We start from the raw sequence: 14,695 nt of genomic DNA on the forward strand, positions 1-14,695 counted from the left end.
CGTCCTGAGCCAGGATCAAACTCTCCATAAAAGAAAAGATTTGAATAGCTCATAAAATAAAAAATTGAATTAACGTTGACGTTTTTCTTTGTTCAGTTTTCAAGGTGCAATTTCTTCAAATAAATTGGAGCGGGTGATGGGAATCGAACCCACGACATCAGCTTGGAAGGCTGAGGTTTTACCATTAAACTACACCCGCATATTTAATATAATTTTCAAGAGTCGGGAAGACAGGATTCGAACCTGCGACCCCTTGGTCCCAAACCAAGTGCTCTACCAAGCTGAGCTACTTCCCGTTCATATAAAGTTTATAATGGCGCGCCCGACAGGAGTCGAACCCATAACCTTCTGATCCGTAGTCAGACGCTCTATCCAATTGAGCTACGGGCGCCTTTGGTGCGGCCGAGAGGACTTGAACCTCCACGGGGTTAACCCCCACTAGGCCCTCAACCTAGCGCGTCTGCCATTCCGCCACGACCGCGTATGTTATTTTAGCGACAAATACAATCATATCACGGAATCTATCATTAAATCAAGTGGAAATTATTGGTGCGGGTGAAGGGACTTGAACCCCCACGTCATAAAGACACTAGATCCTAAGTCTAGCGCGTCTGCCAATTCCGCCACACCCGCAAAAAGGTTTTAAAAATAAAAATGGCTGGGCTAGCAGGATTCGAACCTACGCATGACGGAGTCAAAGTCCGTTGCCTTACCGCTTGGCTATAGCCCATTGAATAAATATCATAATTTACTTCATTGAATATGCTACAAGAGTAATCACAGCAGGAGCATTTAATTGCAAATGAACAACTACCTTGAATTACTTCAGTAGTTAAATGTTCCGATATTTTTCAAATACTCATTCCATACATATTCGTAAAAGTAATGGCGGTCCGGACGGGACTCGAACCCGCGACCTCCTGCGTGACAGGCAGGCATTCTAACCAACTGAACTACCGGACCATTTAATTTTTGTAGTGTATTATATTGTAAGAAAGTAAAAGAAAGTGACCCGTACGGGATTCGAACCCGTGTTACCGCCGTGAAAGGGCGGTGTCTTAACCACTTGACCAACGGGCCAGATTGAAAGTTATCTGGCGGAGAAGGAGGGATTTGAACCCTCGCGCCGCTCGCGCGACCTACACCCTTAGCAGGGGCGCCTCTTCAGCCACTTGAGTACTTCCCCAAGAATTGAAGATTTGGCTCCGCAGGTAGGATTCGAACCTACGACCGTTCGGTTAACAGCCGAATGCTCTACCACTGAGCTACTGCGGAATAGTTAATATTTCACCTAAAAAGATGTTGTGTTTTAAAGAACGTCCAGATTTCAGAATGATTACTCAAGATGTGGCTCAATCTGTACGCTGAAGCAAATGCTTCGTAGCTTATTCCGGCGTGCTCTACCACTGAGCTACTGCGGAATAGTTATGATTTGATTCATTTTCACGAATCAACTCTTTAAATTATAATGACGTACAAGCACTCTGTCAAGACGCTCCAGTCATTACCAAAATGTCGGTTCGTTGTCTGAAATGGTGCGTCAGACAGATATATAATATATCAGCGATTGAGTTGGATGTCAAACCATTTTCAAAAGTTTTTTCTAGATATCTTTTCCAATGTATTTAAGCTTTCCTCTACAGCTCCCACATACATACTTACGGACATTGATTCTTCTTTTCCTCTTATACACCTTACAGCATTTTTCACATTTATATATTAAATAGCTTTGTTTCTGCTGCACAGAGGGTAAGACTTGGCAAAATCGAGGAGCACCCACTTTTTGAAGAAGTTGTTTAAAGTCTTTGTCTTTATGCTGATACCCTTTTCCTTCTATATGGAGGTGATAGTGACAAAGTTCATGCTTTATTATACCTTCCATTGTTTCTTTGCCGTATTCAAACAAGTATTTAGGGTTAATCTCAATGTTATGTGATTTTAATAAGTATCTTCCACCTGTAGTACGGAGTCGGTTATTAAAGATGGCTTTATGTTTGAATCGTTTTTGAAAGTATTGAAGAGATAAGTCTTCAACTAACTGTTGGAGTTCTTCATTAGTCACATGATCACCTATAAAATTGTATTCGATAAAGTTGTACTTGGAACGTGACAACTTATTATAGCATACATTGTATATTACTATTACTTGAATCGGGAGGGGAAACTTTTATGCCGACCTGGTTCCAAAATCAAATGAAAAAAGCCTTTTATGAGAAGAACCGTTATCAAATTAAAGTTCTGAATCAATGTTGGTTTTTTTATCAAAAGAAATATGGGGAGTCCTCGTAGGAACTTACTTATTTAAAGAACTATTCATCATTCAATAATAGGAAGGATGAACAAGGGTGCCTGTAGATCAGGACACCCTTGTTTATTTGGTGAATAAACTTTTTGTTAAAGTATCTGAATGCGAGTGTACTTTTAAAAATTCGTGCGCATTTCCAAGATATCGACGCGCAAACTCAAATTTCCGCGCAAATCTCTTAATCCTGCACCCCAATAAACCATCCCACACCACATAAAAACGGTGTTTCTTCGAAGAACTTCGAAAAAACACCGTCCATATTAACTATATTCCTGAATTAGCTCTTTTTTTTTATGAAAACTAAGATTTCAACATCGTCAATGCCACTCGACCTTTTTTCAAATCTACAGAGTCTACCCATACGGTTACGATATCCCCCACCGATACAACATCAAGCGGATGTTTGACAAATTTATTACTTAGTTTTGAGATGTGGACTAGTCCATCTTGTTTAACCCCAATGTCAACAAATGCACCAAAATCAACTACATTTCGGACAGTCCCCTGTAATTCCATCCCTTCCTTTAAATCCTCGAGCTTCAATACATCTGTTTTTAAAAGAGGTCTTGGCAAATCATCACGTGGATCTCGTTCAGGACGTACAAGAGCTTCACAAATATCTTTTAAGGTAATAGCTCCAATCCCCAAACTCTCTGCCATTTCTTCTATAGAAATTGCCTTTATTGCTTCTATTAACTCCTCAGTTCCTAAATGTTGTTCAGTAAGACCTAACTTATCTAATAGCGTTCCTACCTCTTTATAGGTTTCAGGATGGATGGGTGTTCGGTCTAATGGGTTCTTACCATCTGGAATTCGTAGGAAACCGATACATTGCTCATAAGTTTTGGCACCTAATCTTGGAATGGTCTTTAACTCAGCCCTAGATGTGAATTTCCCTTCACTTTCACGTTGCTTCACAATATTTTGAGCCACGGTTTTCGATAGGCCTGCAACATATTGTAAAAGAGAAGGCGACGCTGTGTTCACATTGACCCCTACCTGGTTTACGACAGTTTCTACAACGAATTGAAGCTGTTCATTTAACCTCTTCTGCTGAACGTCATGCTGGTACTGTCCAACACCTACAGATTTTGGGTCAATTTTTACAAGCTCCGCCAATGGATCTTGCACACGTCTAGCAATAGAGACAGCTGACCTTTCCTCTACTTGTAGGTCTGGGAATTCCTCACGTGCTAAATCCGATGCAGAATAGACACTTGCTCCCGCTTCATTCACTATGAGGTAAGGAACTGATAAACTATTCGCCCCTAAAGTGTCTGTCACGAATTGCTCCGTTTCACGGGATGCTGTTCCATTCCCTATTGCAATAATTTGAACATCATACTTACGGACAATATCTACAAATCGTTCCTTTGCTTCTTTCTTCTTCGCTTCGGATGTATGCGGATAAATAACACCTATAAAATGAACTTTCCCCGTTTCATCAATAACAGCCAGTTTACATCCAGTTCGGTATGCAGGGTCAACCCCTAGCATTACACTACCCTTCAAAGGAGGCTGCAACAAAAGATTCCTTAAGTTTTCTGCGAAAATCTCAATGGCCCTTTCTTCGGCCTTTTCCGTAAGCTCATTTCTAATTTCTCTTTCAATAGATGGTTGAATCAACCGTTTATATCCATCTTCTGCTGCAAATTTAACAAACGGGGCTGCAACAGATACAGAATTTTTTATCCACTTTCTTTCTATGTATTCCATTATCTTTTCAACATCCGGTTTGATTGAGACCTTTAGGATATCTTCCTTCTCCCCACGATTTACAGCCAAAATTCGATGGGGAACGATTTTGGAAACTGCCTCCTTGTACTCATAGTACATTTCATAAACAGCTTTTTCATCTTTATCCTGGTCCTTAACGGATGTTTCCATTTGACCATTTCGATATGTTTCTTGACGGATCCACTTACGTAATGAAGCTTCATCAGAAATCATTTCTGCAATGATATCTTGTGCACCTTGTATCGCTTCTTCAGCGGTCAAAACCTCTTTTTCTTCTGAAAGATATTTTGCAGCTTCTTCTTGTATATCCCCGCTTAGTGGGAAAGACAACATCCAATTAGCAAGTGGCTCTAGTCCTTTCTCCTTCGCCACGGTAGCACGAGTTCTTCTCTTTTGTTTATAGGGGCGGTACAGATCTTCCACTTCTTGGAGTTTTTCGGATTTCAAAATACTTTCTTCTAATTCTGGAGTTAATTTATTTTGTTCCGCTATTAGGCGAATCACTTCTTCTTTTCGCTTTAATAAATTCTCTAAGTATGTCCATCTTTCTGTAATGGCTTTGATTGCCACTTCATCCAGAGATCCCGTTGCTTCTTTTCGGTAACGAGCAATAAATGGAACTGTATTCCCTTCCTGAATTAAGGACATAACACTTTTTACTTGAGTTTGCTTTACATTTAATTCTTTTGCAATTGTCGTATAAAGATTGATTTGCTGCTCCTCAACTGTAACCACTATACAACCTCCATTTTCACATCAATATCTCCATTGTATCAAAATTTTATAAACTACATTCCCTTTTGGGAGTAAACCTTCAAACAAGTAAAAAAGAGATGAAAAAAACCAAGACATAATGCCTTGGATTATCATGCTGCTTATTTAATTATTATTTAAGACTGCCTATCACAAAGGTGGTGTCATCTTTTTTAGTTACACCTTCTACCATCGTGCGATAGATATAATCCAATGGCATGTTCATTTTCAAATACTTTTTATGTGACATCTGACTTAAACCATCCGTGTGCAGAATAAATCGAGAAGGTGTCTCGTATCGATAGCGACGAATTTTAAAGCTTTGACCCTTCCCGGATAGGTATCCATTCACTGGCAATGGATAGATTGTACTTCCATCATGTTTTACGAAGTGGAATTTCACATTTCCCACTCCGCAAAATGTGAACTCATTCCGAGTGTAGTCAAATTCGACAATCGTTACAGCTGCTCCTCTTTTTTGTTGTAATGCTTCATTACACGCCTTCATAATATCCTCAACAGGTGATTGGATATGTTCTTTTGCGGCATCAATAACAGCTTCTGCTGATTGTTTTGCATAAACCACTGCCTAAGCCATCTGCAACCACAACAAAAAGCCTTGAACCATCTGATATATAATAATAGGCATCCCCACAATGGTAATTACCTTCTTTTTTTGCTTGATAGCTGTATACATCAACATGTTCGTCTGTAAGATGGGTCAACCTTCGTCACTCCGAATCTGAATATCAGCGTTTATTGCTTCCTGAAGCTTTTTAATGGCTCTTCTCTGAAGTCTTGAAACATGCATCTGGGATATTTCAAGCTTTTCACCCGCTTCTTTTTGACTCAAATTATCTAGGTACGTATATTGAATAATTTGCTTTTCTCGATCTGTTAATACATGTAATACTTTTTCCAGAACAAGCCTTTGATGCACTTTTTCATAGCCTTCATCAGGTTTACCGACCAAATCAAGGAGCGTGATCGTTCCACCGTCTGCATCTGCTTCGATTGCTCTATCAACCGATAGGGCTTGATAACTCTTCCCCATCTCCATTGCTTCCAATACTTCTTCTTCCGTAACATCTAAAGCATTAGCAATCTCCTCAATCTTAGGAGATCTTTGTAATTCCGTTGTAAGCTTTTCAACTGTTGCCTTAATTTTTGGGCCTAGCTCTTTAATCCTTCTTGGAACATGCACACTCCAAGTACGGTCACGCAAAAACCTCTTAATCTCACCAATTATGGTTGGAACAGCAAAAGATTCAAAGCTTTTCTGATAGGTTTCATCATATCGCTTGATAGCTCCAATTAACCCAATAACGCCTACTTGAACAATGTCTTCATGGTAAGAGCTACCCTTAGAGTATTTACGAGCTAATGTTTCTACCAGTCCTTTATAATGTATGACAAGATTAGCTTGCGCTTCTTCATCTTGGTTTTGTTGATATTGGTTAATCCATTCTAAAACTTGCTCTTTTGTGATTTCATTAGGTTGAGACAGTTCTTGCATCCCTTTCCACCTGCTCTCCTTCGAGAAACTTCGTCATTAGGACTGTCACCCCATCTTGCTGGTGAATTCGAACTTGATCCATTAAGGTCTCAATTAAATAAAGACCTAGCCCACCTTCACGCAGTACTTCTACATTCGTTTCTTCCGTGTTTTGATATGGACCTGTTTCTCCTCTTACCTGATCTAAATCAAATGTTTGACCTCTATCTGAAACGATAATTTCTAAGCGGTCTTTAAAAATAGCAAAACCAATCAATACATCTCCAACTTCAGCGGATTGATAGGCATGCTGAACAGCGTTCGTAACAGCTTCACTCGTAGCAATTTTTAAATCTTCTATTTCATCATAAGAGAATCCCATTCTACTCGCGATTCCAGAAAGCGTTAAGCGAATAATTCCAACATACTCTGCTTTCGACGGGATTTTCATTTCAACATATTCAAAAGAACGGTTCATTGCACTTCACCCTCAGTATGGCTTTCAATATTCATAATGTCCGCCAATCCAGTAATTGTAAATAATCTCCTTAAGCGTTCAGAAAGCCCTACTAGCATTAAATTCCCATCATTGCTACGAACATTTTTAAAAACCCCGACGAATACGCCTAAACCTGTACTATCCATATACGATACATTCCCTAAATCAACAATTAAATGAACACCCTTTTTCTCTGATAACGGAAAAAGAACCTCCCGTAATTTAGGTGCTGTATACGCATCTATTTCACCACCAACATGAACATGGTCTTGATGGTCCATTTGTTTGACATCAATCGCTATATTCATAAAATCGCCCACCTCTTCAGCGTTCTTCCTTTATTTCTTACCCGATACTCTTGTAAGTCAAACCTTTCTTTTTAAAACAATAAGAGTAAAGTCATCTCTAAGCTCAAAATCCTGGAGTTTTTCTAATTCCTTATAGATTTGATTAACCATTTCTTGAGCATTTGAATGAATGTATTTTCTCATGGATTTCAATAGGGCTTCTCTCTCTATGAACCCATCATCGGTCCTACATTCGGTCACACCATCGGACATAAGAATAATCATGTCATTTGGTTGTATATACTTGACATATTGTCTGTACTTCGTATGCCGATCAACACCTAGCATCAATCCTCTAGCTTCAATTTCTTCAAAACTATCAGAATTGGCATGGTAATAGATTCCTGGCTCATGACCTGCTGACGAGTAGGTGAATGTATGAGAAACAGGATTATACATCCCATAGAACATTGTAACGAACATACTTGGGTCTACATTTTGTTCTACAACACGATTAAGATTCTCAAGGACATAACGAGGATCTGGTCTATGTTCAGGTAAGGAATCCATTGCGTACTTGATCATAGACATGCATAATGCAGCTGGTATACCTTTCCCAATCACATCCGCTATGGCAATACTCACACAATTATTGTCATCATGGACAAAATGGAAATAATCACCATTCATATGCTTAGCAGGGACACTAATAGCACCAATATCCAAACAATCGATTTGAGGGATATCCGTGTCTAATAAGGTTTGTTGGACGTTTGCTGCAATTTCCATCTCTGTTTTTAATTCTTCTTGTTTAAAGCGAAGGCTTTGATATTCCCGAAAACGGAGTCCGTACCCCATCATTACCTCTAGTAATAGCTCAAATGTTTGAATGGTATCTCCTTCATTTAGGGAAATATCATCCATTAAACCATTCCTATGAATGTTTATGATTTCTTCGGGGGATATTCCTTGTTCGATTGCCTTCTTACTGAAATTTTGAGCTTGATATAATGCCTCTTCAGTCGGATTCTTCAAAAATCCCCTGAGTATTTGCTTATATTGTTGCTCTAATTCTTCACGGAAGCTCATCAACAATCCTCCTAACGAAGCCACTTTTTAGCTTCGATTCGCGTCCCTTTCCCTACTTCAGAATCAATAGCAAATTCATCCATCAAACGTTTTACTCCAGGTAATCCTGCACCTAGTCCGCCTGAAGTTGAAAAGCCATCTTCCATAACTTTTCGGATATCGGCAATGCCTGGCCCCTCATCAATTGCCTCTACTAATAGACCCTGTTTCCCTCTGCTGTTCAATTTATAAATAGAAATCTGACCTTTTCCTGCATAAAGATATATATTACGTGCTAGTTCACTAATCGCGGTCGTGATGCGAGCTTGGTCTACTGTGCTAAAGCCTAAATCTTTAGCATAATCTCGTCCTAGCTGGCGAGCCGCTACAATGTCCCATTCATTAATTATTTGAACATAGGACTGGTCCGCCATACTTTAATCCCCCAATTCCTGCCTAAGTTTATCCAAACCTTTCTCTAAATCTAAGGCTGTTAAGACATCATCTAAGGTGACTCCAAGCTCTAGTAACGTAATGGCGACGGCTGGTTGAACCCCAGTTATGACTACCTTAGCTCCCATTAGTTTGGACATTTGAATAACATCGCCAAGGACTTTGGCAATAAAGGAATCTATAAAATCTATGGCTGTAATGTCTATAACTACACCATTCGCACCCGTCTCATATATTTTTTGCAGTAAGTCCTCCTGAAATTGAAGAGCTGTTTGATCGTCTAGCTCCCATTGAATAGAGGCTAAAAGAGTATTATGCAGCTTTAATATCGGAATCCTCATTCCGCACCCTCCAGTTTGACAATTTTGCGACTTGTCAGTTCTAAGGCCGACTCTATTCCCTTTTGCAGGGTGTTTTTCGTCGTTATATGCTCTAGATCAATACCCAGATTAACGATTGTTTGTGCAATTTCAGGTCGTATTCCAACTAACATACACTTAGAACCTACTAATCTCACAGCTTCTGCAGCTTGAATGATATGATGGGCAACCATGGTATCAACAACTGGAACACCTGTAATATCGATTAACACAACTTCGGAACGATGATTGACTACACCATTCAATAAGTTCTCCATGATTTGCTTGGCTCTTTCTGTATCGATTGTACCGATTAATGGCATGACGGTAATGCCTTCAAATACAGGTATTAGTGGTGCCGACAATTCTTGAAGCGCTGTTTTTTGAAGAGAAACCGTTCTTTCCCATGTACTTGTATATCTATTTACTATTTCATTATATAAAGGTGTAAGGATCGAATCTAAATTTGAATACAAGGTGAGTTGTTCTGTATCGGTGAATCCTTCCTCTTTTAGGGCATGGACGAATATGTCTTCAAATGCTTTAAACCCATCTGAAACGAACCCTAAAGTCCATCCGAGTTGAACAATTTTATCTACAAAGTCATCCAAAGGACTTTGAGAAGACGTTAACCCAACGATTTTACTAGCGATCAAATCAATAAACTCTCGTCCTGTTGAAACGAATACTTGATCGGACACAACATTGATAATACGATCATCTGTTGTTTCTTTCATTCTTTCAGTCCATTTTATGACTAGTTCCTCTTTTTGATTTTGTACGTAGTTTATAGCTCGAGTGTCCATAAAATCCCCCTTATCTTACCACAAATTTCTACTCATCCCTTCAATGGTAATAGGATGTAACAATAATGTGAATCGTTTGTAGCACTAGAATTCAATTTGAAATCTTCATAAAATTTATAAGTCCATTATAACCTATTACACCAAATCCCCTAAAACAAAACCTATTTTATGAAAATTTCTAAAAAATATAAGCCTTTCTTCTCGTTTATGAAAAAAGGCCCTGAAAAAGGAAAAAGCAAGCTATAAGCTTGCTTAGAGGTTGGCAGAAACACCTAATATTGATATTTAAATAATAGCCGCGACGGCAGATGTAGTATGTATGAAAAAACGCCCTGAAAAAAGAGAGCGCTTTATGGTTAAAAATGAATGAGTCCTAGACTAATCTGCAGTGCTTCATCCACTTTTTCCATCATTTCTTCGTCTAAATGCGTAATCTTATCTGTTAACCGCTGTTTATCAATCGTCCGGACTTGTTCCAGCAAAATAACAGAATCACGTTCAAATCCATATCGTGCTGCATCAATTTCAACATGAGTTGGGAGTTTTGCTTTTTGAATTTGTGCTGTTATCGCCGCGACTATGACAGTGGGGCTAAACCGATTCCCGATATCGTTTTGGATAATGAGTACAGGTCTTACTCCACCTTGTTCAGAACCAACGACAGGGGAAAGGTCAGCAAAATATACGTCGCCACGTTTCACAATCAAATATTTATCCCCCGCTGACCAGCTTTTCTACGGTATGTTCTGCCTCATATTCCGCTTGAAATGCTTCCGAAGCAATGGAGAGGTTTATTTTAGCCATTTCCATATATCCTCTTCTCATTGATTCACGGATTTGTCTTTTCTTTTTCTCACGTAGATACATATTTGTCGCACGGTAAATCAATTCATTCAAATTAACGTTTTCACTATCTGCATAGCTGTCAAGTTCGGAAACAAGCTGCTTAGGTAGCCGAACGGTTAATTCAGTTAAAAGATTCGAATCTGACACGAGCTACACCTCCACGGGACACTTACACCTGTATTCTTTGCCACTTTCCATGATACCATGATATCCAAGCCCTGAAAAGGCTTCTTGAACAATTCCTCTCTATTATAAGCAAAAAGGATTGTCCTTTATGCATCAAGTTTTAAAGATTACCTTAAAATCGGGTTATCCGTCACCATTTGTTGGTCATTTTTGATATAAATACGGGGAACTCGGCTTGAAATCATACAAGCTACTTCATAGTTGATAGTCTCTAGTCTATCAGCTACCTCATCCATTGAAACCACATCTCCAATCAATGAGACAACCGTTCCTTCTGCAAAATATTTAGGAAGCTTAATCATACATTGATCCATACAAATACGGCCAATAATAGGGACCCTTTTCCCATCAACACTCACATCATGTCCTTGATTTTTTCTTATCCAACCATCCGCATAACCAATAGGTAGAGTTGCTATCCATTCATCTTCTTCAGCCACATAAGTATTTCCATAGCTGATTGCTGTTCCTTTTGACACCTGTTTCACTTGAACCATTTTTGTATAAAGGGAGAGCGCAGGCTTTAATTCGAATGGTAGATAGGGTTTTATTTCAGGTGAAGGAGTTAGACCGTACATTGAAATCCCCATTCGAACAGCATTATATTTTTGGATATTCTCTTTGAAGCCTGCAGCACTGTTACTTATATGGATGATTGGTGGCTTTGCATCAAGCTGGCTCACCCAAGAATGAAACAGGTTGAGTTGCTTAGAAAAATAACTCTCCTCTAGCTGGTCTGCTGTTGCAAAGTGCGTAAATAAACCTTCCCAAACAAAAGAAGATGAGGTCTTACAAACTTCAATAAGCTCAACCAGTTCCTCAAAATCTTGAATTCCTAAACGTCCCATACCAGTATCTGCTTTAATGTGGATCTTTATGAATTGTTTTGGATTAAGAATGGATTTCGCTTGTAGTAACCAGTCTTTTTTAAAGACTGTTAATGATATGTTATAGTCAGAGGCTACCTGTACATCTGTTGGCCTCGTGGCACCGAGAACCAAGATTGGAGCTTTTACACCTTTTTGTCGAAGAGCAATCGCCTCATCTAAAATCGCGACAGCTATAAAATCAGCTCCTGATTCCAATGCCGTTTGGGCCACTTGTACATCACCATGCCCATAAGCATTAGCTTTCACGACGGCCATGAGTTCTGTACCAGTCGGGAGAAAATTCTTCATTTGTGTTACGTTCCAGTTAATGGCATCTAGATTGATTTCTGCCCAAGTATCCCGATAAAATCCCATCTATGTCCCTCCTAAGAAAACGGAACCGCTTAGGCGACGAGGCTAAACATAGTTCATAATTCCGAATTCTTAATTACGATTAAGAAAAACAGGCTCCCTTTTCGAGAACCTGCTTTCACTTTGAAGATAGAATTATTTTACCATAGTTCCTTGAACAGAACGAGCTACATGTTCCATTTCTTCAGGCGTTAGTTCATTAGAAGCTAACATATATTCAACCCCGTTATGTGTCCATTGAACAGTTGTCGCTGTCATAGCTCCAATGGTAAATCCTAGATCTACCGGTTCACCATTTACCGGCGTAGAAACAACCGCTGCTGGCATTACTTCAGCCTTTTCTTGAATTAACGTGAATTTCTTCGTTGTATCCCCAGACTCCAATTCATACATTTGAATCACTCTTTGACCATTTTCCGTATCCATATGCTTTTCTTCAATGACAAATGCGCCATCTAAAGTCGCATTGAATACTGCAAATTCCTCGCTTGCAACTTCTTCAGATACACCAGCTGTCGTTTCTTTATCTAGCTGAGCACCTTCCATATTCTTTTTCATATCAAAAGAATCTGGATCGAATTTCGCATTAAATTCAGTGTCACCGAAAGCTACAGTAACTAGTGGATTATGGTCAGTATCCATGACCTTCACACTTACAGGAGCAAGATCCTTTTTAGAGAGGGTAATTTCTTGCATCGGCAACATTTTGTTGTTTTGATAACGTGTTTTCGTTTCGAACACAAAGTGCTCTTCTGTTTCTTTAAACGTAGCTTCCGGGTCCTCCATAATATCTTGCACTAGTGACTCGTAAAGATATGGTTGACTCGAATTCTTCGGCCAATCGCTTTGGAAACGGAAGCTCTTGTTTAAGGCTGGTGTTAGTACAAATACACCTTCTTTGTTCTTTAAGATCATTTGACTTTGATCTTTACCTGCATTTTTCAATGCCACTCGATAATAATCTGGATCGTTGTGCCATACTTCAACATCATATTCTTGTGGCTCAGCACCCATTTGTAATGTCATTTTGGCTTTCGTTTTATAGCTCGTTAGCCCATCCATCTTCTTATTGAGATCTGAAACGACATCCTCTTGGGACTTAGCTCCACAAGCACTTAATACAACCATTAACACCAGGCACAACAATGGCAACAACCATTTTTTCATGCTTTCAACCCCTTCTTCGTGTCTTCATTTAACTGAGTAGAGAGGGAGATAGCCAAGTTGACAATTTCAAAGATGTTGTGTCCAGCCTAGCCATGTCAGTAATAAGTTATGATTCCCTACCTGACTTTTACCTTTGTAAAATACCTTGACTAGACCTCGCTTGGTGTATAGACTCGGACTCCTTGTCTCTCCTTGTGCATTAGAAATATATGAGACAAGTTTTACATTTATGTCCACTTCGGCTGACAAGCATGAAAAAGTTTTTTACTATTGGTTACGAGTATATGGATATGTATTTTTTCTTTATCACGCTTCACTTTCGATAATGGCTTGCGCTACAACAAACTCGTGACTATGAGAAATGGAGAGGTGAACACCTTTGGATTCAGGCTTAGCATAAAATGGTTTTCCCCTTTCATCTCGTTGTATTTCTATAGATTGAAAAGAGAGCTCTTCCCCAATCCCTACCCCTTTAGCTTTTGCATAGGCTTCTTTTGCTGCAAATCTACCAGCTAAGAACTCCACCTTCCGCTTCAAAGGGTACCGATTATATTCCTTAAGTTCATTCTCTGTTAAAATGCGTTTTGGAAATCGAGGTTGCCGATTGACCACTTTTTGTATTCGATCCTTTTCAATAATGTCTATTCCGATACCTGTTATCAATTGCTCTTCCATCCCTTCTAATTTAGAATGAAAACGAATATATTAAACTGCTTGTGCAAACAAATGCACAAGCCCCTGAACAAAACCTGTTTTTATCTGTTTTTACATTAACCTTAATTGAAAGGAGCTCTTTCATGTTTGTCAGAACAGAAAGTTTTCGTGAATATATAAGAGAATACCCTGTGATTACAGCGATTGTTTGTATCAACATACTGGTTTATTTAGCTGCACACCTTCCATTCTTACCAAATATCAAGGTGATTACTTCGATGATTGGCATCAACTTTTTAGTTGGCCAAGGTGAAATTTGGAGACTAGTGACCCCCATCTTTTTACACATTCAATTAGCACACTTTTTAATGAATACCGTAGCTGTCATTATTTTCTCTCCATTTTTAGAGAAGCTACTCGGAAAGGTTGGCTTTATTAACCTTTATTTATTTTCTGGAATTGTCGGAAACCTGGCAACCTTTATCCTTCTTCCATCAAGCTACACTCACTTAGGGGCAAGTGGTTCTTTTTATGGTCTATTTGGTTTCTATTTAAGTTTAATCCTTTTTAGAAAAAATCATTTCCCAAAGCAAATTCGTCAATCGATTGTATTAATTTTAGTACTAGGTGTCCTATTTACCGTTATCCAACCTAATATTAACATGATTGCACACTTGTTCGGGGCTATTGGGGGATTTGGGTTCGGGTACTTCTTCCTTCATTATGGGCGTGGAAAAAGGACTTCGTGAACAAATAGGCGCTGTCTAGTAAGTCCTAAAATAAGGGATGAGGAGGAAAAATGAATGGTTTTCTCCTCATCCTTTTTCCGTTCATTCATT

The 14,695-nt window shown here is 39.1% G+C and carries 17 protein-coding genes and 10 tRNA genes; 2 read left to right on the forward strand and 25 right to left on the reverse strand.

The genetic code is table 11. From position 1 onward, the window contains the following. Positions 1-125 precede the first annotated feature (125 nt). From ABDZ91_RS05335 to ABDZ91_RS05385, 11 genes are all read right to left on the reverse strand, one after another. Positions 126-199, reverse strand: a tRNA-Gly gene (locus ABDZ91_RS05335). 23 nt (positions 200-222) lie between these two features. Continuing rightward, a tRNA-Pro gene (locus ABDZ91_RS05340) sits at positions 223-296 on the reverse strand. Positions 297-314: 18 nt separating this feature from the next. Further along, a tRNA-Arg gene (locus tag ABDZ91_RS05345) sits at positions 315-391 on the reverse strand. A 3-nt stretch (positions 392-394) separates the two neighbouring features. Next, positions 395-481, reverse strand: a tRNA-Leu gene (locus ABDZ91_RS05350). A 66-nt stretch (positions 482-547) separates the two neighbouring features. After that, positions 548-633, reverse strand: a tRNA-Leu gene (locus ABDZ91_RS05355). Between the two features lie 22 nt (positions 634-655). After that, positions 656-730 (reverse strand) — tRNA-Gln (locus ABDZ91_RS05360). A gap of 156 nt (positions 731-886) precedes the next feature. After that, a tRNA-Asp gene (locus tag ABDZ91_RS05365) sits at positions 887-963 on the reverse strand. Between the two features lie 45 nt (positions 964-1,008). Continuing rightward, a tRNA-Glu gene (locus ABDZ91_RS05370) sits at positions 1,009-1,080 on the reverse strand. Positions 1,081-1,095: 15 nt separating this feature from the next. After that, positions 1,096-1,186 (reverse strand) — tRNA-Ser (locus ABDZ91_RS05375). 14 nt (positions 1,187-1,200) lie between these two features. Next, positions 1,201-1,275: transfer RNA gene (locus ABDZ91_RS05380), tRNA-Asn, on the reverse strand. Positions 1,276-1,603: 328 nt separating this feature from the next. After that, the gene (locus ABDZ91_RS05385; RefSeq protein ID WP_343796997.1) at positions 1,604-2,062 is read right to left on the reverse strand and encodes a SprT family protein; all 459 of its coding nucleotides are present in this window, start codon (positions 2,060-2,062) and stop codon (positions 1,604-1,606) included. A gap of 107 nt (positions 2,063-2,169) precedes the next feature. Here ABDZ91_RS05385 and cmpA point away from each other — a divergent pair, with 107 nt between their 5' ends. After that, positions 2,170-2,289 carry a cortex morphogenetic protein CmpA gene (cmpA, locus tag ABDZ91_RS05390; RefSeq protein WP_343796999.1) on the forward strand — a complete coding sequence of 40 codons (120 nt, stop codon included), beginning with the start codon at positions 2,170-2,172 and terminating at the stop codon, positions 2,287-2,289. Positions 2,290-2,605: 316 nt separating this feature from the next. Here the strand turns inward: cmpA and ABDZ91_RS05395 are convergent, their stop codons facing one another. The 14 genes from ABDZ91_RS05395 to acpS form a co-directional block, all read right to left on the reverse strand. Next, positions 2,606-4,780: a Tex family protein gene (locus ABDZ91_RS05395; protein ID WP_343797189.1), complete on the reverse strand. Its 2,175-nt coding sequence runs from the start codon at positions 4,778-4,780 to the stop codon at positions 2,606-2,608. Positions 4,781-4,928: 148 nt separating this feature from the next. Further along, entirely contained in the window at positions 4,929-5,381 is a 453-nt protein-coding gene (locus ABDZ91_RS05400) for a SpoIIE family protein phosphatase (protein ID WP_343797001.1), read from the reverse strand. A 135-nt stretch (positions 5,382-5,516) separates the two neighbouring features. Further along, the gene (sigB, locus tag ABDZ91_RS05405; protein WP_343797003.1) at positions 5,517-6,311 is read right to left on the reverse strand and encodes an RNA polymerase sigma factor SigB; all 795 of its coding nucleotides are present in this window, start codon (positions 6,309-6,311) and stop codon (positions 5,517-5,519) included. Beyond that, entirely contained in the window at positions 6,289-6,768 is a 480-nt protein-coding gene (gene rsbW, locus ABDZ91_RS05410; protein ID WP_343797005.1) for an anti-sigma B factor RsbW, read from the reverse strand. Before rsbW ends, sigB begins: the two co-directional genes overlap by 23 nt. After that, positions 6,765-7,097: an anti-sigma factor antagonist gene (locus ABDZ91_RS05415; protein WP_343797007.1), complete on the reverse strand. Its 333-nt coding sequence runs from the start codon at positions 7,095-7,097 to the stop codon at positions 6,765-6,767. The genes rsbW and ABDZ91_RS05415 overlap by 4 nt, the downstream gene beginning before the upstream one ends. Before the next feature lie 57 nt (positions 7,098-7,154). Continuing rightward, positions 7,155-8,165 carry a PP2C family protein-serine/threonine phosphatase gene (locus ABDZ91_RS05420; protein WP_343797008.1) on the reverse strand — a complete coding sequence of 337 codons (1,011 nt, stop codon included), beginning with the start codon at positions 8,163-8,165 and terminating at the stop codon, positions 7,155-7,157. An 11-nt stretch (positions 8,166-8,176) separates the two neighbouring features. Continuing rightward, positions 8,177-8,578 carry an anti-sigma regulatory factor gene (locus tag ABDZ91_RS05425; protein WP_343797009.1) on the reverse strand — a complete coding sequence of 134 codons (402 nt, stop codon included), beginning with the start codon at positions 8,576-8,578 and terminating at the stop codon, positions 8,177-8,179. A gap of 3 nt (positions 8,579-8,581) precedes the next feature. Continuing rightward, on the reverse strand, positions 8,582-8,938 hold the full coding sequence (locus ABDZ91_RS05430) for an STAS domain-containing protein (protein WP_343797011.1): 357 nt from the start codon (positions 8,936-8,938) through the stop codon (positions 8,582-8,584). Next, on the reverse strand, positions 8,935-9,762 hold the full coding sequence (locus ABDZ91_RS05435) for an STAS domain-containing protein (RefSeq protein ID WP_343797012.1): 828 nt from the start codon (positions 9,760-9,762) through the stop codon (positions 8,935-8,937). Before ABDZ91_RS05435 ends, ABDZ91_RS05430 begins: the two co-directional genes overlap by 4 nt. Before the next feature lie 356 nt (positions 9,763-10,118). Continuing rightward, complete coding sequence (locus ABDZ91_RS05440) at positions 10,119-10,469, reverse strand: type II toxin-antitoxin system PemK/MazF family toxin (protein ID WP_343797014.1); 351 nt, start codon at positions 10,467-10,469, stop codon at positions 10,119-10,121. Between the two features lie 4 nt (positions 10,470-10,473). Then, a complete protein-coding gene (locus tag ABDZ91_RS05445; RefSeq protein ID WP_343797016.1) occupies positions 10,474-10,755 on the reverse strand; it encodes a CopG family ribbon-helix-helix protein in 282 nt (93 codons plus the stop codon). A 146-nt stretch (positions 10,756-10,901) separates the two neighbouring features. Further along, positions 10,902-12,038 carry an alanine racemase gene (gene alr, locus ABDZ91_RS05450; RefSeq protein WP_343797018.1) on the reverse strand — a complete coding sequence of 379 codons (1,137 nt, stop codon included), beginning with the start codon at positions 12,036-12,038 and terminating at the stop codon, positions 10,902-10,904. Between the two features lie 132 nt (positions 12,039-12,170). Then, positions 12,171-13,202, reverse strand: coding sequence for a LolA family protein (locus ABDZ91_RS05455; RefSeq protein ID WP_343797019.1), 1,032 nt, complete (start codon positions 13,200-13,202; stop codon positions 12,171-12,173). 306 nt (positions 13,203-13,508) lie between these two features. Beyond that, on the reverse strand, positions 13,509-13,865 hold the full coding sequence (gene acpS, locus ABDZ91_RS05460) for a holo-ACP synthase (protein WP_343797191.1): 357 nt from the start codon (positions 13,863-13,865) through the stop codon (positions 13,509-13,511). 134 nt (positions 13,866-13,999) lie between these two features. Between acpS and ABDZ91_RS05465 the strand changes: the two genes are divergently transcribed. Beyond that, entirely contained in the window at positions 14,000-14,605 is a 606-nt protein-coding gene (locus tag ABDZ91_RS05465) for a rhomboid family intramembrane serine protease (protein ID WP_343797020.1), read from the forward strand. Positions 14,606-14,695 lie beyond the last annotated feature (90 nt).

The sequence above is a fragment of the Bacillus carboniphilus genome (genome assembly GCF_039522365.1).
Classification (GTDB): Bacteria; Bacillota; Bacilli; order Bacillales; family JC228; genus Bacillus_BF; species Bacillus_BF carboniphilus.